Origin of the sequence: Pseudacidovorax sp. RU35E (genome assembly GCF_900156165.1) — a bacterium.
Taxonomy (GTDB): Bacteria; Pseudomonadota; Gammaproteobacteria; order Burkholderiales; family Burkholderiaceae_C; genus Xenophilus.
Window position 1 is genome coordinate 57,470 of record NZ_FTMY01000008.1, and the last position, 18,052, is coordinate 75,521.

Sequence of the window (18,052 nt, forward strand, 5' to 3'; positions counted from 1 at the left end):
GGTGGTCCATGTCATGCAATCTTGAAACGGGCCACGGACTGCCGGAGTTCCTCGGCCATCTGCGACAGCTCGCGCACCTGCCGTGCCGTGGCGCGGGTGCCCTCGCCGGTCTGCTCGGTCACGGCGAAGATGTGCTGGATGCTCGCGGCGACCACGTTGGCCGACTCGGCCTCGCGCGAGGCCGACTGCGAGATCTCCTCGATCAGCTCGGCCAGGCGGCGCGACACGCGGTCGATCTCGGACAGTGCCGTGCCCGCGTTGTCGGACAGCCGCGCGCCATCGACCACGCCCTGCGTGGAACGCTCCATGGCGCCCACGGCGTCCTGCGTGTCGGTCTGGATGGCCTTGACCAGCGCGGCGATCTGGCGCGTGGCGTCGCCCGAGCGTTCGGCCAGGCGCTGCACTTCCTCGGCCACCACCGAGAAGCCCCGGCCCGCTTCGCCCGCCGAGGCCGCCTGGATGGCCGCGTTGAGCGCCAGCACGTTGGTCTGCTCGGTGATGTCCGAGATCAGCTCGGTGATCTCGCCGATCTCCTGCGAGGACTCGCCCAGGCGTTTGATGCGCTTGGCCGTGTCCTGGATCTGGTCGCGGATCGCGTTCATGCCGCCGATCGCGTTCTGGACCGCCGACAGGCCGGACTCGGCCGCCTGCAGCGACTGGCGCGCCACCGAAGCCGATTCCTGGGCCTGGGCCGATACGCCGTTGATGCGGGCGGCCATGCTCAGCACGGACTGGCCCGTCTCGCGGATCTCGCGCAGCTGCTCGGTCGAGGCGGCCAGCAGCTCGGTCGAGGTCTGGTCCACCTGGCCCGTGGTGTGGGCCACGCGGGTGGCCGTGTTCTGCACGTTGCCCACCAGCAGGCGCAGTTCCTCCACCGTGTAGTTCACCGAGTCGGCGATGGCGCCGGTGATGTCCTCGGTCACCGTGGCCTGCTGGGTCAGGTCGCCCTCGGCCACGGTCTGCAGCTCGTTCATCAGCCGCAGGATGGCGCTCTGGTTGGCGCTGTTGACCCGGTTGGACTCGCGGGCCTGTTCCTCGGCCTGCTGGCGCTCGCGCTCGGCCGCGACGGCGCGCACCCGGCCTTCACGCACCTGCAACCAGCCGATGACCGCCGCCAGGCCCAGCGCGGCCAGCGACAGCATCACCAGCAGCGCCAGCTCTTCGAAGCCCAGCCCCGTGCGCGACTGCAGCCGCGTCTGCAGCTCACCCAGCGCACGGCGCAGCGGCTCGCTGTCGGCCAGCACGGCCGCCTGCGCCTCGCGCGCGGCCACCACGCCCTGCAGGTTCTCGAGCACGGCGCGCGCCTGGGTCTGGTTCTGGCGATGGCTGTTGAGCAGCGCGGTCAGCGCCTCGCGCGCAGCGGGCTCGCGCAGCGGCGTCAGACCCAACGATGCGCTGCCGTCCTGGAGGCCGCGCACGAGTTCCTCGAAGCGCGTCATGTCCTTGCCGAGCAGGAACACGGCGTCCGGGCTCACGCCCTCGACGGTCAGGAATTCGCTGGCCGACTTGCCGATGCGCTGCGTGAGCATCGGCAACTGGCTGGCCGCCTGCGCCTCGGCGGGCGATCCGCTGCGCAGGCCGGCAGCCGCCACCGTCTGCGCCGCGTCCAGCTGGTCGGCCGACTGGCGCGCGATGGCACGCAGGCCGGCGCCGACTTCGATCAGCACCTTCTGCTGGCCGAGCACCACCTTGGCCCCCGCCTCGGCACGGCCGGCCAGGGGCTGGATGCGGGCCAGCACGGGCGCGTCGTCGGTGCCGAGGGGCGCCAGCCCCAGGTCGTCGTCGCCCCGGGCCAGCCCGGCGATGCGGCGCGTCAGGTCGTCGGTGCTGTCGCGCAGTTCGGCAAAGGCCGGCACCGTGCCCACCAGCGCCTGCGACACCGACTTGGCCAGCCGCTGCGACTGCATCAGCGCCTGGCCGGCGGAGGCGAGTTGCTGCGACACGCGGTCGGCGCGCACGGCCGTCCAGCCGGCGGCGGCCAGCAGCATCAGCACGAGCACGGCGAGCAATGCGATGAGCCAGCGCTGGCGCACGGCGGGCACGTCGCGCACAGCAGCCGCCGGGATCGGGGCGGCGGCAGGGGCCGGAGCGGCGACCGGGGCGGCGTCGGCGCGCTGCTCGCGCGTCGAGAGCGCTTCCAGGCCGGCGGGCCGGGTTTCGGCGCGCCGGGGCGCAGGCGCCGGCGCATCCGCGCCGATCACCGTGGTCGGCTGGTCCAGATCGGCCGCACCGGATTCACGGCTGGGCATGTACTTCTTGAGCGTGTCGACGATCGGGGTCACGGGCGGTCCTTCGAAACGGAGACGGCGGCGCGGGTCGTCACGCCGCGATGTGCAGGAAGCCGGGGTCGGCGGCCAGCGCCTGCAGGTCGAGCACCTGCCAGGCCCGGCCGTCGCTGTCGGTGAGGCAGGCGCCCAGCCAGGGCGGGCGCACGGCGTCGGCGTGCTGTACGGCGGTGAATGCGCTGGCGGCGCGCAGCCCCACCAGGGCGTCCACCCGCACGGCGGCGTTCACGCCCAGGCCCTCGCCCAGCGCCACGAAATGCGAACCCTCCGGCGCCTGGGCGCCCGCATCCGCGGGCAACGGCGAATCGGCGAGCCAATGCGCGAGGCGGATCACGCCGCACAGCCGGCCGCGCAGGTTGGCCACGCCCAGGAACCAGGGTTTGACGTAGGGAACGGGCTGCGGCGTGGTGGCCGGGAAGATCTCGCCGGCCTGCGGCAGCGGCAGCAGGCAGGGGCGGCCGCCAGCGTGGACGGCCAGCCACTGGGCAGCCAGCGGCCGCGCCTGCGCCGCCTGCAGCCGTTCGGCCAGGCGGGCCTGGAAGGCGCGCAGGGATTCACGCTGCGCCATGGCCTACCCCTTCGGTCGCAGGCAGGCGCCCCCCTGACTCGCCCACGCGGGAAGCGGCATGGACGGCGGCGGCGGGGCGGGCGAGGCGCATGGCGGAGTTCGGTGAGGAGGGCGGACTCAGTCCAGCGCGTGGATCTTGGCCAGCAGCTCGTCGGCCTGCACCGGCTTGACGATGTAGTCGCGCGCGCCCTGGCGCAGTCCCCAAACGCGGTCGGTCTCCTGGCCCTTGCTGCTGCACAGGATCACGGGCACCTGGGCGAAACGCGGGTCGCGCATCAGGCTGCGGGTGAACTGGAAGCCGTTCTGCCCCGGCATGACGATGTCCATCAGGATCAGGTCGGGCAGGCCGACCTCCAGATGCCGCATGGCGGCCTCGGCGCTCTCGGCGGTGCGCACGGCAAAGCCGTGGCGCTGCAGCAGGTCGGTCAGAAACACCAGCTCGGTGCGGGAGTCGTCGACGACGAGCACGCTGCGGATGGTCATGGGCGGGGTTCTCTCCTGCCTGCGCGCACAGGGGCGCAGACGTTCATGAGGCAGCGGGCGCCGGTGCGGCCCCGTCGCCGCCGAACTGCCGCACGGCCTGCAGCAGCTGGTCCTTGGTGAAGGGTTTGGTCAGGTAGTCCTGCGAGCCCACCATGCGGCCGCGGGCCTTGTCGAAGACGCCGTCGCGCGACGACAGCATGACCACGGGCACGTGGCTGAACTGGGCATTGCGCTTGATGATGGCGCAGGTCTGGTAGCCGTCCAGCCGAGGCATGAGGATGTCGCAGAAGATCAGCTGCGGCTGGTGGTCGTTGACCTTCGAGAGCGCGTCGTAGCCATCCTCGGCCAGCAGCACCTCGTGGCCACCCTGCTTGAGGAAGATCTCGGCACTGCGCCGGATCGTGTTGCTGTCGTCGATCACCAGCACCTTGAAACCCGATCCGTTCGCACTCATCGCCATCCTCTCGTCTTGGCTGCCGGCCATACTGGGCGGCGGCGGCGCCCGGACGGTGCCGGCCCCGCGGGGATCAGATCTCGACCATCTCGAAATCTTCCTTGCGCGCGCCGCACTCCGGACAGGTCCAGTTCATCGGAACATCGGCCCAGGCGGTGCCGGGGGCAATACCATCGTCGGGCCAACCTGCCGCTTCGTCGTAGATCCACCCGCAAATCAGGCACATCCAGGTTTTCGTATTCATCGCAGCTTACGGGCCTCGTTCAAATAATGCAACAATTGTATCTAGACGTCACCCCTTTTGACGTTGTCAAAAGGACTCGTGACATGCAGACGCACAGCGCCCGCCATCCCATGCCAAGACCCGGAAACCAGGCCCTTGCAGCGGCGCAAGCCGGCGATGTTAACGAAGGTGACGCAGCCGGCGATGACCCCGCGCAAGCCGATCTCCTGGACGGCGAGGAACTGCGCCAGCCCTGCGTGCTGGTCTTCAACGCCGGCGATGCCAGCGGTGCCACGGGCCTGAGCGCGGACGCGCTCTCCGTGGCCTCCGTCGGCGCCCACATGCTGGGCGTGACAACCGGCATCTACGTGCGCGACACGGCCGAGGTGTTCGACCATGTCGCCATCGACGAGGAGCATGTGGCCGAGCAGGCCCGCGCCATCCTGGAGGACGTGCCGGTACAGGCCATCAAGGTCGGGTTCGCCGGCAGCCCCGACAACCTGAGCCTGGTGGCCGAGATCGCCTCCGACTACCCCGAGGTGCCGGTGGTGGCCTACATGCCCAATCTGTCCTGGTGGGAGGACGAGCCCATCGACAGCTACCTGGACGCCTTCCGCGACCTCGTGCTGCCCCAGACCGCCGTGCTGGTGGGCAACCAGGGCACGCTGCGCCGGTGGCTGCTGCCCGAGTGGGACGGCGACCGTCCGCCCACCCCGCGCGACATCGCCCGTGCGGCCGGCGAACTCGGCGTCTCCTACACCCTGGTGACGGGCATCCTGCGGCCGGACGGCTGGCTGGAGAACGTGCTCACCTCACCCCAGTCCACCGTGCTGAGCGAGAAGTACGAGCGGCTCGAAGCCGTCTTCGCCGGCGCCGGCGAGACGCTGTCGGCCGCCCTGGCCGCGCTGCTGGCCACCGGCGCCGACCTCGGTTCGGCCGCATCGGAAGCCCTGGCCTACATGGACCGCAGCCTGGACGCGGGCTTCCGCCCCGGCATGGGGCAGGTGCTGCCCGATCGCCTGTTCTGGGCCCAGCCCGAGGACGAAGAGGACGAGGGCACCGATCCGCTGGCCTCCACCGACTTCGCCCTGCCGCCGCACGACACCCGGCATTGACCCCGCCCGACATGACCGACACCAATCAACAACTCTTCGACCGTGCGCGCGCCGTGATCCCCGGCGGCGTCAATTCGCCCGTGCGCGCCTTCCGCGCCGTCGGCGGCACACCGCGCTTCATCGCCCGCGCGCAAGGGCCCTACATGTGGGACGCTGCCGGCCAGCGCTACATCGACTACATCGGCTCCTGGGGACCGATGATCCTGGGCCACGGCCACCCCGCCGTGGTGGAGGCCGTGCAGCGCGCGGTGGCCGAGGGCTTCTCCTTCGGCGCGCCGACCGAGCGCGAGATCGAGCTGGCCGAGGCCATCCTGGCGCTGATGCCGTCGATGGAGATGGTGCGGCTGGTGAGCTCCGGCACGGAGGCCGCGATGAGCGCCCTGCGCCTGGCGCGCGGCGCCACCGGCCGGCGCCACATCGTCAAGTTCGAGGGCTGCTACCACGGCCATGCCGATGCGCTGCTGGTCAAGGCCGGCTCTGGCCTGGCCACCTTCGGCAACCCCACCTCCGCCGGCGTGCCGGCCGAGGTGGTGCAGCACACGCTGGTGCTCGAATACAACAACATCGCCCAGCTCGAAGAAGCCTTCGCGCTGCATGGCCATGACATCGCCTGCGTGATGATCGAAGCCATCGCCGGCAACATGAACTTCCTGCGGGCCACGCCCGAGTTCGCCCGCCGCTGCCGCGAGCTGTGCACGCAGCATGGCGCGCTGCTGGTGTTCGACGAGGTGATGACGGGCTTTCGCGTCGGCCTGCATGGCGCGCAGGGCGTGCTGGGCATCAAGCCCGACCTCACGGTGCTGGGCAAGGTGATCGGCGGCGGCATGCCGCTGGCCGCCTTCGGCGGGCCGCGCGCCATCATGGAACAACTGGCGCCGCTCGGTCCGGTCTACCAGGCCGGCACGCTGTCGGGCAACCCGGTGGCCACCGCCTGCGGCCTGGCCACGCTCAAGGAGATCGCCCGACCCGGCTTCTACGAGACGCTGTCGGCCAAGACGCGCGCCCTGGCCGAAGGTCTGCGCCACGCGGCGGCCGATGCCGGCGTGCCCTTCAGCGCCGACTGCGAAGGCGGCATGTTCGGTTTCTTCCTGCTGCCCGAGCTGCCGCAGAACTACGGCACGGTGATGACCAGCGACGGCGCGAAGTTCAACGCGCTGTTCCACGGTCTTCTGGACCGCGGCGTCTATATTGCGCCGGCCTTGTACGAAGCCGGCTTCGTGAGCTCGGCCCATGCGGCCGAGGACATCTCCGCCACCATCGAGGCGGCGCGCGAGGTGTTCAAGACGCTGGGCTGAGCGCCCGCAGCCCGCGGCGCGGCGTCAGCGACTGGCTGGCCGCTGCGCCAGCACCCACTGCGCCATCAGCCGCGCATCGGCTTCGCCGATCTGCGGATGCCGCGGCATGATGACCCGGCCCCAGTCGCCGACGCTGCCCTCGCGGATCTTGCGGGCCAGCAGCGCGACAGCCTCCGGATTGGCGGCATGACGCTCTGCAATTGCCTGCCAGCCCGGCCCGACGGCCTTGCGCTCGGCCAGGTGGCAGCGCATGCAGTCGCTGGCCTGCACCAGCGCAAAGCCCGCGGCCACGGGGCCCGCTGCCGCCGCCGGCGGCTTGAAGACGAAGCCGCGCAGGATGAACCAGCCCGTGGCCAGCATGCCGACCGCGGACATCACCACGAAGAGCGCCAGCACCACCAGCAGCCAGCGCGGGCGCCGGGGCGCCGGCTCGCCCCCGGGCGGGGTCGAACGACCGTCGGGCGAGCCCATCAGTGGCGGAAGTGGCGCACGCCGCTGAACACCATGGCCACGCCACGCTCGTCGGCGGCGTCGATCACTTCCTTGTCGCGCATCGATCCGCCGGGCTGGATGACGCAAGTGGCGCCGTGGTCGATCACCACGTCCAGGCCGTCGCGGAAGGGGAAGAAGGCATCGCTCGCCACCGCCGAGCCGGCCAGCGACAGGCCGGCATGCTCGGCCTTGATGCTGGCGATCCGGGCCGAGTCGAGGCGGCTCATCTGGCCGGCGCCCACGCCCAGCGTCATGCCGCCCTGGCAGAAGACGATGGCGTTGCTCTTGACGAACTTGGCCACCTTCCAGGCGAAGAGCAGGTCCTGCAGCTCGGCCTCGGTGGGCTGCTTCTTGGTCACGACCTTGAGGTCGGACAGCTGCAGCTCATGGTTGTCGGCGGTCTGGATCAAGAGGCCCGAGCCCACGCGCTTGACGTCCTGTGCGTTGAGGCCGCGCGCCCAGGCGCTGGCGCCGTCGCGCTTGATGCCGTCCAGCGAGATCTGCAGCACGCGCACATTGGGCTTGGTCTTGAGCAGCTCCAGTGCGTCGGCGCTGAAGGCGGGCGCCATCAGCACCTCGACGAACTGCTTGCCCACGGCCTGCGCCGTGCCGGCGTCCACCGGCGTGTTGAAGGCGATGATGCCGCCGAAGGCCGAGGTGGGGTCGGTCTTGAAGGCCTTGCCGTAGGCCTCGCCCGCGTCGGCGCCGATGGCCACGCCGCAGGGGTTGGCGTGCTTGACGATCACGCAGGCGGGCATGTCGAAGCTCTTGACGCATTCCCAGGCGGCGTCGGCGTCGGCGATGTTGTTGTAGCTCAGCTCCTTGCCCTGCAGCTGCTTGGCCGTGACCAGCGAGCCGGGAGCCGGGAACAGGTCGCGGTAGAAGGCCGCGGCCTGGTGCGGGTTCTCGCCGTAGCGCAGGTCCTGCACCTTGACGAAGCGGCCGTTGCTCTGCGCCGGGAAGCCGCTGCGCTGCGGCACGGGCTGGCCGGCGCTGGCCTCGAAGTCGACCGACGACAGCCAGTCGCTGATGGCGGCGTCGTAGTTGCTGATGCGGTTGAAGGCTGCGACGGAGAAGCCGAACTTGGTCTTGTCGCTGATGCGGCCGTGGGCCTTGAGTTCTTCCAGCGCCGCGCCGTACTGGCTGGCGTCGGTGAGCACGGCGACGTCCTTCCAGTTCTTGGCGGCGCTGCGCACCATGGCCGGGCCGCCGATGTCGATGTTCTCGATGGCGTCCTCCAGCGTGCAGCCGGCCTTGGCCACGGTGGCCTCGAAGGGATAGAGGTTGACCACCAGCAGGTCGATGGTGGCGATGCCGTGCTCGGCCAGCGCGGCCATGTGGGCCGGCAGGTCGCGGCGGGCCAGCAGGCCGCCGTGGATCTTCGGGTGCAGCGTCTTCACGCGGCCGTCGAGCATCTCGGGAAAGCCGGTGTGGTCGGCCACCTCGGTCACGGGCAGGCCGGCCTCGGCCAGCAGCTTGGCGGTGCCGCCGGTGGACAGCAGCTGCACGCCCAGCGCGTGGAGGCCCTGGGCCAGGTCGAGGACGCCGGTCTTGTCGGAAACGGAAATGAGTGCGGTCAGTGCCATGGGGATGCCAGTCGGGTCTGGGGCTTCGTTGGAATGGGGGTCACTTGGCGAGCTTGTGCTCGAGCAGCTTCTTGCGCAGGGTGTTGCGGTTCAGGCCCAGCCACTGGGCGGCGCGCGACTGGTTGCCCTCGGCGCGGTCCATGACCACCTCCAGCAGCGGCTTCTCGACGGCACGCACCAGCATGTCGTGCAGGCCGTCGGGCTCGGTGCCGCGCAGGTCGCGGAAATAGTCTTCGAGGCTGGATTTCACGCACTCCTCGATCGTGTGTTTGCTCATGTCGTTGTTCGTTCGATGTTTCTTGTGACGGCGCCCGATCCCCCGCGCGCCGAGCGACCGCCGCCTGCGTTCAGCAGGTGAGGCAGCCGCTGTCTTCTTCGTCTTCTTCCTGCAGGGCACCCGGCCCGGCGGCGGCCTCGGGCATGCGGTCCATCCGCTCGCCCAGCGCCTCGAAATAGTCGGCGACGGCCTGCCACTGCGTGGCGGAATCCTCCAGCCGGTTCATGCGCTGGCGGAAGTCCTCGCCGCCCGGCAGCGCACGCACGTACCAGCCGATGTGCTTGCGGGCGGTGCGCACGCCGGTCACCTCGCCATACAGCGCGTAGTGCTCGTGCAGGTGCGCGAGCAGCAGCCGGCGCACCTCGGCCACCAGCGGCGGCGCCATGGTCTCGCCGGTGGCCAGGAAGTGGCCTACCTCGCGGAAGATCCACGGCCGGCCCTGCGCGGCACGGCCGATCATCACGGCGTCGGCGCCGGTTGCGGCCAGCACATCGCGGGCCTTCTGCGGCGAGTCGATGTCGCCGTTGGCCACCACCGGAACGCCCACCGCCGCCTTGACGGCCGCGATGGTGTCGTACTCGGCGAAGCCCTTGTAGCCCTGCTCGCGCGTGCGACCGTGCACCGTCAGCATGCGGATGCCGGCCGCCTCGAAGCAGCGCGCCAGCGCCACGGCATTGCGGTGCTCGGTGCTCCAGCCGGTGCGCATCTTGAGCGTCACCGGCACGCCATGCGGCGCGGCGGCGGCCACCACCGCCTCGGCGATCGCCAGGGCCAGCGGCTCGTCGCGCATCAGCGCCGAGCCTGCCCACTTGTTGCAGACCTTCTTGGCCGGGCAGCCCATGTTGATGTCGATGATCTGGGCGCCGCGGTCGATGTTGTACTGGGCCGCCTCGGCCATCATGGCCGCATCGGTGCCGGCGATCTGCACGGCGATGGGCCCGGGCTCGCCGTCATGGTTGGCCCGGCGCGAGGTCTTGAGCGAACTCCACAGGTCCTTGCGGGAGGTGACCATCTCGCTCACCGCATAGCCCGCACCGAGCGAGCGGCACAGCATGCGGAAAGGCCGGTCCGTCACACCCGCCATGGGGGCGACGAACAGGCGGTTCTCCAGCGTGATGTGGCTGATCTGCATGAGGTGGGGAGGGAAAGCGCGCAACGCCGCTGGCGCTGCTGAAAAATGAGGCACGGATTCTAGCCATGCGCGATTTCAGCGGCTGAAACGCCGGCGCGCTCGCAGCCCGACGCCCGCGACGCCGGTCCTGCCTGCGGCACTCAGCGGGCATGCGCACGGCCTGCGCGCCGACGTGGGGCCCGCATGCCCTTCCTATACTCCCGCCCACATGGAAGCCTGGTTCGAGTCTGTGATGGCTGCCGCGATGGCGGCACTGGCACTGCCGCAATTCGGGCTGTCGACGCTGTTCGTCGTCGCCTTCGTCTCGGCCACGCTGTTGCCCCTGGGCTCGGAGCCCGCGCTCTTCGGCCTGCTCAAGCTCAATCCCGACCTGTTCTGGCCGGCCATCATCGTCGCCACCGCCGGCAACACCCTGGGCGGCGCGCTCACCTGGTGGATGGGCTACGGCGCCCACAAGGTGGCCGACAAGTACAGCCATTCGAGCCATCACCTGCGCGCCCTCGCCTGGCTGGAACGCCTGGGCCCCAAGGCCTGCCTGCTGAGCTGGCTGCCGCTGGTGGGGGATCCGCTGTGCGCCGTGGCGGGCTGGCTGCGCATGCCCTTCTGGCCCTGCGTGCTCTACATGTCCATCGGCAAGTTCATGCGCTACCTGTGCATGACGGTGGCGCTGCTGTACATCTGGCCGAACCATTGAAGGCGCCCGGCAAAAGGGCCTGCCCCGTCGCCGGAGCAGGCCCTTGTGCTGGTCTTGTCCGCGGCCACTGCCGCGACGCTCAGACGTTGAACAGGAAGTTCATCACGTCGCCGTCCTTGACGACGTATTCCTTGCCTTCGCTGCGCATCTTGCCCGCGTCCTTGGCGCCCTGCTCGCCCTTGAAGGCGATGTAGTCGTCGAAGGCGATGGTCTGGGCGCGGATGAAGCCGCGCTCGAAGTCGCCGTGGATCACGCCGGCCGCCTGCGGCGCGGTGTCGCCGATGTGGATGGTCCAGGCCCGCACTTCCTTCACGCCGGCGGTGAAATAGGTCTGCAGGCCCAGCAGCTTGAAGGCGGCGCGGATCAGGCGGTTCAGGCCCGGCTCCTCCTGGCCGATCTCTTCGAGGAACATCTTCTTGTCCTCGTCGTCCATGTCGGCCATGTCCGCTTCCATCTTGGCGCAGATGGCCACCACGGGCGCGTTCTGGCTGGCGGCGTAGTCCTTGAGGCGGTCCAGCAGCGGGTTGTTCTCGAAGCCGTCCTCGCTCACGTTGCCGACGAACATGGCCGGCTTGGCGGTGATCAGGCACAGGGGCTTGAGCAGCAGCTGGTCGTCCGCCGACAGGCCCAGCGCCCGTGCCGGCTTGCCTTCGTTCAGCGCCGCCTGCACCGGGCCCAGCAGCTTGACCATGGCGATGGCTTCCTTGTCGTTGCCGCTCTTGGCCGCCTTGGTGTAGCGCTGCAGGGCCTTGTCCACCGTGCCCAGGTCGGCCAGGCACAGCTCGGTCTGGATGACCTCGATGTCGGCGATGGGGTCGACCTTGCCGGCCACGTGGATGACGTTCTCGTCCTCGAAGCAGCGCACCACGTTGACGATGGCATCGGTCTCGCGGATGTGGGCCAGGAACTGGTTGCCCAGGCCTTCGCCCTGGCTGGCACCCGCCACTAGGCCGGCGATGTCAACGAACTCGACGATGGCCGGCAGGATGCGCTCGGGCTGGACGATCTGCGCCAGTTGCGCCAGGCGGGGATCGGGCACCTCGACCACGCCCACATTGGGCTCGATGGTGCAGAAGGGATAGTTCTCGGCGGCGATGCCGGCCTTGGTCAGCGCGTTGAACAGGGTGGATTTACCGACGTTGGGCAGGCCGACGATGCCGCATTTCAAGCTCATGGGGGTCCTCTGGATTAGGGGCGGGATTTTAGGCGGGCACCCTGCCCGCCGGAAAACGGGCCCCCATGGCCCTGCCGTGCGAGCCAACCTCAGGGAAAAACCTAGGCCAAACCACCCCGCAAACGTTTGCGCAAACGTTTGCGACCCCACTATCATCCGCCCCGCTTCGCACTGGGCACGCCCTGAGGCCGCCCCGATCCATCCATCCATCCGGAGACACCGTCATGACCTTCACCCGCCGCACGGCCCAGGCCGCCGCCGCCCTCGCCGTTCTGGGCGCCTTCGCCCTTGTGCCCGCCCATGCCCAGGACAAGCCCAAGGTGGCGCTGGTGATGAAGTCGCTGGCCAACGAGTTCTTCGCCACGATGGAAGACGGTGCCAAGGCGCACCAGAAGGCGAACGCCAGCCAGTACACCCTGGTGGCCAACGGCATCAAGAACGAGACCGACACCGCCGCCCAGATCAAGATGGTCGAGCAGATGGTGGCCCAGAAGGTCAATGCGCTGGTGATCGCACCGGCCGATTCCAAGGCGCTGGTGCCGGCCCTCAAGGCGGCCGTCGACAAGGGCATCCTGGTCGTCAACATCGACAACCGCCTGGACGCCGGCGCGCTGAAGGAAAAGAACCTCCAGGTCACCTTCGTCGGCCCCGACAACCGCGCCGGCGCCAAGCTGGTGGGCGACTACCTGGGCAAGAGCCTCAAGTCCGGCGACAAGGTCGGCATCATCGAAGGCGTCTCCACCACCTTCAATGCGCAGCAGCGCACCCTGGGCTACCAGGACGCCATGAAGGCCGTTGGCGCCAACGTGGTCGGCGTGCAGTCCGGCCAGTGGGAAATCGACAAGGGCAACACGGTGGCCGCCGGCATGCTGCGCGAGCACCCGGACCTGAAGGCCCTGCTGGCCGGCAACGACAGCATGGCCCTGGGCGCCGTGGCCGCCGTCAAGGCCGCCGGCAAGACCGGCCAGGTGCAGGTGGTGGGCTACGACAACATCGGCGCCATCAAGCCCATGCTGGCCGACGGCCGCGTGCTGGCCACCGCCGACCAGTTCGGCGCCAAGCAGGCCGTGTTCGGCATCGAGACCGCGCTGAAGGCCCTGGCCGAGAAGAAGAGCCAGGCGCAGATGCCCGCGGAGATCAAGACCGACGTGGTCCTGGTCACCAAGGACAGCAAGTAAGCGAACCCGCGCAGCCATGCCCACTGCCCTGCTCTCGCTCGACGACATCGGCAAGGACTACGCCGCCACGGTGCTGGACGGCGTGAGCCTCACGCTGGCGCCGGGCGAGGTGCTGGCGCTGACGGGCGAGAACGGCGCGGGCAAGAGCACGCTGTCGAAGATCGTCTGCGGCCTGGTCTCGCCCACGCGCGGGCGCATGCAGCTGGGCGGCCAGCCCTTCGCGCCGACCTCGCGCCGCGACGCCGAGGCGCAGGGCGTGCGCATGGTGATGCAGGAGCTGGGCCTGGTGCCCACGCTCACCGTGGCCGAGAACCTGCTGCTGGACCGCCTGCCGCAGCGCCTGGGCTGGCTGCGCCGCGGCGCGCTGCACGAGGCGGCGCGGGCGCAGCTGGCCAAGATCGGCATGGACGGCATCGACCCCGCGCTGCCGGTCTCGGCCCTGGGCATCGGCCAGCAGCAGATGGTGGAGATCGCCCGCAACCTGCAGGACGACACCCGGGTGCTGATCCTGGACGAGCCGACCGCCATGCTGACGCCGCGCGAGACGGCGCACCTGTTCGCGCAGATCGAGCGGCTCAAGGCGCGCGGCGTGGCCATCGTCTACGTGTCGCACCGGCTCGAAGAGCTGCAGCGCATCGCCGACACGGTGGCCGTGCTGCGCGACGGCCGGCTGGTGGACGTGCGGCCCATGGCCGGCGTGCGCGAGTCCGAGCTGGTCGAGCGCATGGTGGGCCGCGCGGTGCACGAGCACGAAGGCCGGCCGCGCCGCACCGCGGGCGCGCGACTGTTGAGCGCCCGCGGCCTGGGCCGCGGCCCGGTGGTGCAGGACGTGGACCTGGACCTGCATGCCGGCGAGGTCATGGGCATCGCCGGCCTGGTGGGCGCGGGCCGCACCGAACTCATCCGCCTGCTCTTCGGCGCCGACCGGGCCGACCGCGGGCGCATCGACCTGCACTGGCCCGGCGCCGCCTCGCCGCCCGGCGGGCGCTGGCGCTCGCCCATGCAGGCCATCCGCGCCGGCATCGGTCTGGTGACGGAAGACCGCAAGTCGCAGGGTCTGCTGATGCCGCAGTCGATCCGCGTCAACGCCACGCTGAGCGACCTGGGCGCCATCTCGCGCGGCGGCTGGCTGCGCTTTGCGCACGAGCGTGGCATCGCCCGCCGGCTGGTGCAGACCCTGCGCATCCGCTCGCGCAGCGAGGAGCAGGCCGTCTCGACCCTGAGCGGCGGCAACCAGCAGAAGGTGGTGTTCGCCCGCTGGCTGCACCGCGAATGCAAGGTGCTGCTGCTGGACGAACCCACGCGCGGCGTGGACGTCGGTGCCCGCGCCGACCTGTACGCCGAACTCGACCGCATGGCCGCCGCCGGCCACGCCATGCTGATGGTCTCCAGCGACCTGCGCGAGCTGATGGCCATGTGCGACCGCATCGGCGTGATGCATGCCGGTCGACTGGTCGCCGTCTTCGAGCGCGGCGCCTGGAGCGAGCAGTCGCTGCTGGCTGCCGCCTTCGGCAATGCGCCGGCCGCAGAGGCTGCCGCGCCCACCTCTTCCCCTGTTTCCGCATGAACCCGCCCGCCCAATCTCCCGCTGCCGCCGCGCCTGCGCCCACCACCCGGCCGTTGCGCGGCCAGCTTGGCACCTACCTCGGCCTGGCCGCGGTGCTGATCGGCATGGTCGTGCTGTTCAGCAGCCTGTCCGAATACTTCTTCACGGCCGAGACCTTCATCACCATCGCCAACGAGGTGCCGGCGCTGACCGTGATGGCCGTGGGCATGACCTTCGTGTTGATCATCGCGGGCATCGACCTGTCGGTGGGCTCGGTGCTGGCGCTGAGCGCCGCGGTGACTGCCGCCGCCATCCTGCAATGGAAGCTGGCCGTGCCTGCCGCCGCGGCGCTGGGCCTGGCCACCGGGCTGCTGTGCGGCGCCGTCACCGGCGCGGTGTCGGTGGCTTGGCGACTGCCCAGTTTCATCGTTTCGCTGGGCATGCTGGAGGCCGTGCGCGGCGGCGCCTACCTGGTGACGGATTCGCGCACGCAGTACGTGGGCGATGCCATCGCCGGGCTGGCGGCGCCGTGGATCGGCGGCGTCTCGTCGGCCTTCGTGCTGGCGGTGGTCATCGTCATCATCGGCCACCTGGTGCTCACGCGCACCGTGTTCGGCCGCCATGTGGTGGGCATCGGCACCAATGAGGAAGCCATGCGGCTGGCGGGCATCGACCCGCGGCCGATCCGCATCGCCGTGTTCGCCGTCACCGGCCTGCTGGCGGGCCTGGGCGGGCTGATGCAGTCGGCCCGGCTGGAGGCCGCCGACCCCAATGCCGGTGCCGGCATCGAGCTGCAGGTGATCGCCGCCGTGGTCATCGGCGGCACCAGCCTGATGGGCGGGCGCGGCTCGGTCGTCAACACCTTCTTCGGCGTGCTGATCATCGCGGTGCTCGAAGCCGGCCTGGCTCAGGTGGGCGCCAGCGAGCCCGCCAAGCGCATCATCACCGGCGCCGTGATCGTGGCCGCCGTGATCATCGACACCGTGCGCCAGCGGCGCGCCGGCGCGGCCTGACCGGCGCCAGCGCCTTCGCACTGCTGCCATGGCCACCATCAAGGACGTCGCCCTGCGTGCCGGTGTGTCGGTGACCACCGTGTCGCACGTGGTCAACGGCACGCGCACCGTCAGCCCCGAAGGCCGCGCCCGGGTGGAAGACGCCATCCGAGCCCTGGGCTACGTGCCCAGCGCCGTGGCGCGCAGCCTCAAGAGCAACAGCACGCGCACGGTGGGCATGCTGATCCCGAACAGCTCCAACCCCTACTTCGCCGAGATCGTGCGGGTGGTGGAAGACCGCTGTTTCGGCGCCGGCTATGCGCTGGTGCTGTGCAACACCGACGACGAGCCGCAGCGCCAGAGCGTCTACCTGCAGGTGCTGGCGCAGCGGCGCATCGACGGGCTGATCGTGGTCTCCAGCGGCGGTGATGCCTCGCTGCCGGCGCTGCTGGCAGGCCTGCGCATGCCCACCGTGCTGGTGGACCGCGAGGTGGAAGACCCGGCCTGCGACCTGGTCGAGACGGCCCACATGCAGGGCGGCCTGCTGGCCACGCGGCATCTGCTGTCGCTGGGCCACCGGCGCATCGCCTGCATCGGCGGGCCGGCCGGCCTCACGCCCAGCGAGCAGCGCATCGACGGCTGGCGCATGGCGCTGGCCGAGGCCGGCCATTCCGCGACCAGCGCCGCGCTGCTGTGGCACGGCGGCTTCACGCCGCAGGGCGGCTACGAGGCCATGCATGCCATCCTGCGCACGGCCGAGCGGCCGTCGGCCGTGTTCGTGGGCAACGACCTGATGGCCATGGGCGCGCTGCGTGCCGCCCATGAATGCGGGCTGCGCGTGCCCGACGACATGTCGCTGGTGGGCTTCGACGACATCGAGCTGAGCGCCTATGCCAGCCCGCCGCTGACCACGGTGGCCCAGCCCAAGGCCCGCATCGGCGCGCTGGCGGTGGACATGCTGCTGGAGCGCATCGACGGCCGGCGGCAGATCGGCCGCAAGGTGCTGCTGCAGCCGGAGCTGCGGGTGCGCGATTCGACCGCGCGCTTCGGGCCGGCGTGAAGCTTGCACCGCACGCCGTGATCGCGCTCCACCGCGTTGCCACCCCATCGCCTTGCCCGCGTCTTCGCCTGATATTGCCCTCTCTCTCCATTTCCGTCCCGTGCCCGAGTCCGACGCCGTGAACCGCTCTCCCGCCCCCGCCGACGCCCCACTGCTGGTCGTGCTCGGCAGCCTCAACATGGACGTGGTGGTGCGCGTGCCGCGGGCGCCCGCCGCCGGCGAGACGCTGCATGGCCGCTCCATCGACCACCTGCCCGGGGGCAAGGGCGGCAACCAGGCCGTGGGCTGCGCCCGCCAGGGCGGCGCGGTGCGGATGCTGGGCTGCGTGGGCGCCGATGCGCACGGCACCGCGCTGCGCGATGCGCTGGCCCGCGATGGCATCGACACCTGTGGCGTGCACGTCGAGGCGGCCACGCCCACGGGCGTCGCGCTGGTGATGGTGGAGGACAGCGGCCAGAACCGCATCGTCGTGATCCCCGGCGCCAATGCCGCGGTGCACGTGGACCCGGCCGCGCTGCGCACCCAACTCGGGGGCGCCGCCTTCCTCGTGCTGCAGTTCGAGACGCCGCTGGACCAGGTCGGCCTGGCGATGGACGTCGCGGCGCAGGCCGGCTGCAAGGTGCTGCTGAATCCCTCGCCCATGCAGGCGCTGCCCGAGGCCTTCTGGCCACGCATCGACACGCTGGTGGTCAACGAGCTGGAGGCGCAGATGCTCTCGGGCCTGCCGGTCACGGGCGTCGTCGAGGCGGCCGTGGCCGCACGCGCCCTGCTCTCCCGCGGCCCGGTGCGCGTCGTCGTCACGCTGGGCGGCGAAGGCGCGGTGGCCGCCGATGCCGACGGCTGCCGCCATCACCCCGCGCTGCGCGTGAAGGCGGTGGACACCACCGCCGCCGGCGACACCTTCCTGGGTGCGCTGGCCGTCTCGCTGGCGCGCGGCGAGCCCTTCGATGCCGCTGTGCAGCTGGGCATCCGCGCTGCGGCCCTGTGCATCGGCCGCCCTGGCGCCCAGCCCGCCATTCCTTCGCGCGACGAGGTGCTCGCCAGCCCCGTCCCGCCAGCACCGATCGTCCTGCCATGAAACGCACCCACCTCCTGCACGCCGAACTCTCCCAGGTCATCGCCGCCATGGGCCATGGCGACATGCTGGTGATCGGCGATGCCGGTCTGCCCATTCCCGACGGCCCCCGCCGCATCGACCTGGCGGTGGCGCGCGGCGTGCCGCGCCTGGACGACGTGCTGGCCGCCGTGCTGAGCGAGCTGACGGTGGAAAGCGCCGTCGTCGCCTGCGAGGCCCTGCCCGCGGACCAGGACCGGCCTGCCTGGTACCCCGCCGCGCTGCCCGCGGCGCCGCTGGCCGTCTCGCACGAGGACTTCAAGCAACGCAGTGCCAAGGCCCGTGCCATCGTGCGCACAGGCGAGTGCACGCCTTACGCCAACATCCTGCTGATCGCCGGCGTCAGCTTCGAGATCTGAACCCGCGCCGACCGACGCACCGCGG

Annotated in this window: 19 protein-coding genes; 9 read left to right on the plus strand and 10 right to left on the minus strand. The window is 70.7% G+C overall.

Annotated elements, in window-relative coordinates; translation table 11 throughout:
• Positions 1 to 11: 11 nt before the first annotated feature.
• From BXA03_RS15460 to BXA03_RS15480, 5 genes are all read right to left on the minus strand, one after another.
• Positions 12 to 2,282 (minus strand): methyl-accepting chemotaxis protein, encoded by a 2,271-nt coding sequence (locus BXA03_RS15460; protein WP_076509429.1) that lies wholly within the window; start codon positions 2,280 to 2,282, stop codon positions 12 to 14.
• Positions 2,283 to 2,319: 37 nt separating this feature from the next.
• Positions 2,320 to 2,853 (minus strand): chemotaxis protein CheW, encoded by a 534-nt coding sequence (locus BXA03_RS15465; protein ID WP_076509430.1) that lies wholly within the window; start codon positions 2,851 to 2,853, stop codon positions 2,320 to 2,322.
• A gap of 117 nt (positions 2,854 to 2,970) precedes the next feature.
• Positions 2,971 to 3,336 carry a response regulator gene (locus BXA03_RS15470; RefSeq protein ID WP_076509432.1) on the minus strand — a complete coding sequence of 122 codons (366 nt, stop codon included), beginning with the start codon at positions 3,334 to 3,336 and terminating at the stop codon, positions 2,971 to 2,973.
• Positions 3,337 to 3,379: 43 nt separating this feature from the next.
• The gene (locus tag BXA03_RS15475) at positions 3,380 to 3,790 is read right to left on the minus strand and encodes a response regulator (protein WP_076509828.1); all 411 of its coding nucleotides are present in this window, start codon (positions 3,788 to 3,790) and stop codon (positions 3,380 to 3,382) included.
• A gap of 73 nt (positions 3,791 to 3,863) precedes the next feature.
• A complete protein-coding gene (locus BXA03_RS15480) occupies positions 3,864 to 4,034 on the minus strand; it encodes a rubredoxin (protein WP_043113757.1) in 171 nt (56 codons plus the stop codon).
• 110 nt (positions 4,035 to 4,144) lie between these two features.
• Between BXA03_RS15480 and BXA03_RS15485 the strand changes: the two genes are divergently transcribed.
• Positions 4,145 to 5,128 (plus strand): bifunctional hydroxymethylpyrimidine kinase/phosphomethylpyrimidine kinase, encoded by a 984-nt coding sequence (locus BXA03_RS15485; protein WP_076509830.1) that lies wholly within the window; start codon positions 4,145 to 4,147, stop codon positions 5,126 to 5,128.
• An 11-nt stretch (positions 5,129 to 5,139) separates the two neighbouring features.
• Positions 5,140 to 6,423 carry a glutamate-1-semialdehyde 2,1-aminomutase gene (gene hemL / locus BXA03_RS15490; RefSeq protein WP_076509434.1) on the plus strand — a complete coding sequence of 428 codons (1,284 nt, stop codon included), beginning with the start codon at positions 5,140 to 5,142 and terminating at the stop codon, positions 6,421 to 6,423.
• 24 nt (positions 6,424 to 6,447) lie between these two features.
• On the opposite strand, the gene BXA03_RS15495 is transcribed toward hemL, so the two are convergent.
• The 4 genes from BXA03_RS15495 to dusB form a co-directional block, all read right to left on the minus strand.
• Positions 6,448 to 6,894: a c-type cytochrome gene (locus BXA03_RS15495; RefSeq protein ID WP_076509436.1), complete on the minus strand. Its 447-nt coding sequence runs from the start codon at positions 6,892 to 6,894 to the stop codon at positions 6,448 to 6,450.
• The gene (gene purH, locus BXA03_RS15500) at positions 6,894 to 8,501 is read right to left on the minus strand and encodes a bifunctional phosphoribosylaminoimidazolecarboxamide formyltransferase/IMP cyclohydrolase (RefSeq protein ID WP_076509438.1); all 1,608 of its coding nucleotides are present in this window, start codon (positions 8,499 to 8,501) and stop codon (positions 6,894 to 6,896) included. Before purH ends, BXA03_RS15495 begins: the two co-directional genes overlap by 1 nt.
• A 40-nt stretch (positions 8,502 to 8,541) precedes the next feature.
• The gene (locus tag BXA03_RS15505) at positions 8,542 to 8,778 is read right to left on the minus strand and encodes a helix-turn-helix domain-containing protein (protein ID WP_076509440.1); all 237 of its coding nucleotides are present in this window, start codon (positions 8,776 to 8,778) and stop codon (positions 8,542 to 8,544) included.
• Positions 8,779 to 8,848: 70 nt separating this feature from the next.
• Positions 8,849 to 9,910 carry a tRNA dihydrouridine synthase DusB gene (gene dusB / locus BXA03_RS15510; RefSeq protein ID WP_076509441.1) on the minus strand — a complete coding sequence of 354 codons (1,062 nt, stop codon included), beginning with the start codon at positions 9,908 to 9,910 and terminating at the stop codon, positions 8,849 to 8,851.
• Positions 9,911 to 10,118: 208 nt separating this feature from the next.
• Here dusB and BXA03_RS15515 point away from each other — a divergent pair, with 208 nt between their 5' ends.
• Positions 10,119 to 10,604 (plus strand): YqaA family protein, encoded by a 486-nt coding sequence (locus BXA03_RS15515; protein ID WP_076509443.1) that lies wholly within the window; start codon positions 10,119 to 10,121, stop codon positions 10,602 to 10,604.
• 79 nt (positions 10,605 to 10,683) lie between these two features.
• Here the strand turns inward: BXA03_RS15515 and ychF are convergent, their stop codons facing one another.
• Positions 10,684 to 11,778: a redox-regulated ATPase YchF gene (gene ychF, locus BXA03_RS15520; protein WP_076509445.1), complete on the minus strand. Its 1,095-nt coding sequence runs from the start codon at positions 11,776 to 11,778 to the stop codon at positions 10,684 to 10,686.
• Between the two features lie 224 nt (positions 11,779 to 12,002).
• Here ychF and BXA03_RS15525 point away from each other — a divergent pair, with 224 nt between their 5' ends.
• The 6 genes from BXA03_RS15525 to rbsD all read left to right on the plus strand — a co-directional run bounded on the left by BXA03_RS15525 (position 12,003) and on the right by rbsD (position 18,027).
• A complete protein-coding gene (locus tag BXA03_RS15525) occupies positions 12,003 to 12,956 on the plus strand; it encodes a sugar ABC transporter substrate-binding protein (RefSeq protein WP_076509447.1) in 954 nt (317 codons plus the stop codon).
• A gap of 16 nt (positions 12,957 to 12,972) precedes the next feature.
• Complete coding sequence (locus tag BXA03_RS15530; RefSeq protein ID WP_076509449.1) at positions 12,973 to 14,523, plus strand: sugar ABC transporter ATP-binding protein; 1,551 nt, start codon at positions 12,973 to 12,975, stop codon at positions 14,521 to 14,523.
• Positions 14,520 to 15,515, plus strand: coding sequence for an ABC transporter permease (locus BXA03_RS15535; protein WP_076509450.1), 996 nt, complete (start codon positions 14,520 to 14,522; stop codon positions 15,513 to 15,515). The genes BXA03_RS15530 and BXA03_RS15535 overlap by 4 nt, the downstream gene beginning before the upstream one ends.
• 28 nt (positions 15,516 to 15,543) lie before the next feature.
• Positions 15,544 to 16,554, plus strand: coding sequence for a LacI family DNA-binding transcriptional regulator (locus BXA03_RS15540; RefSeq protein ID WP_076509451.1), 1,011 nt, complete (start codon positions 15,544 to 15,546; stop codon positions 16,552 to 16,554).
• Positions 16,555 to 16,654: 100 nt separating this feature from the next.
• Entirely contained in the window at positions 16,655 to 17,632 is a 978-nt protein-coding gene (rbsK, locus tag BXA03_RS15545) for a ribokinase (protein WP_076509453.1), read from the plus strand.
• A complete protein-coding gene (gene rbsD, locus BXA03_RS15550) occupies positions 17,629 to 18,027 on the plus strand; it encodes a D-ribose pyranase (protein ID WP_076509455.1) in 399 nt (132 codons plus the stop codon). The genes rbsK and rbsD overlap by 4 nt, the downstream gene beginning before the upstream one ends.
• Positions 18,028 to 18,052 lie beyond the last annotated feature (25 nt).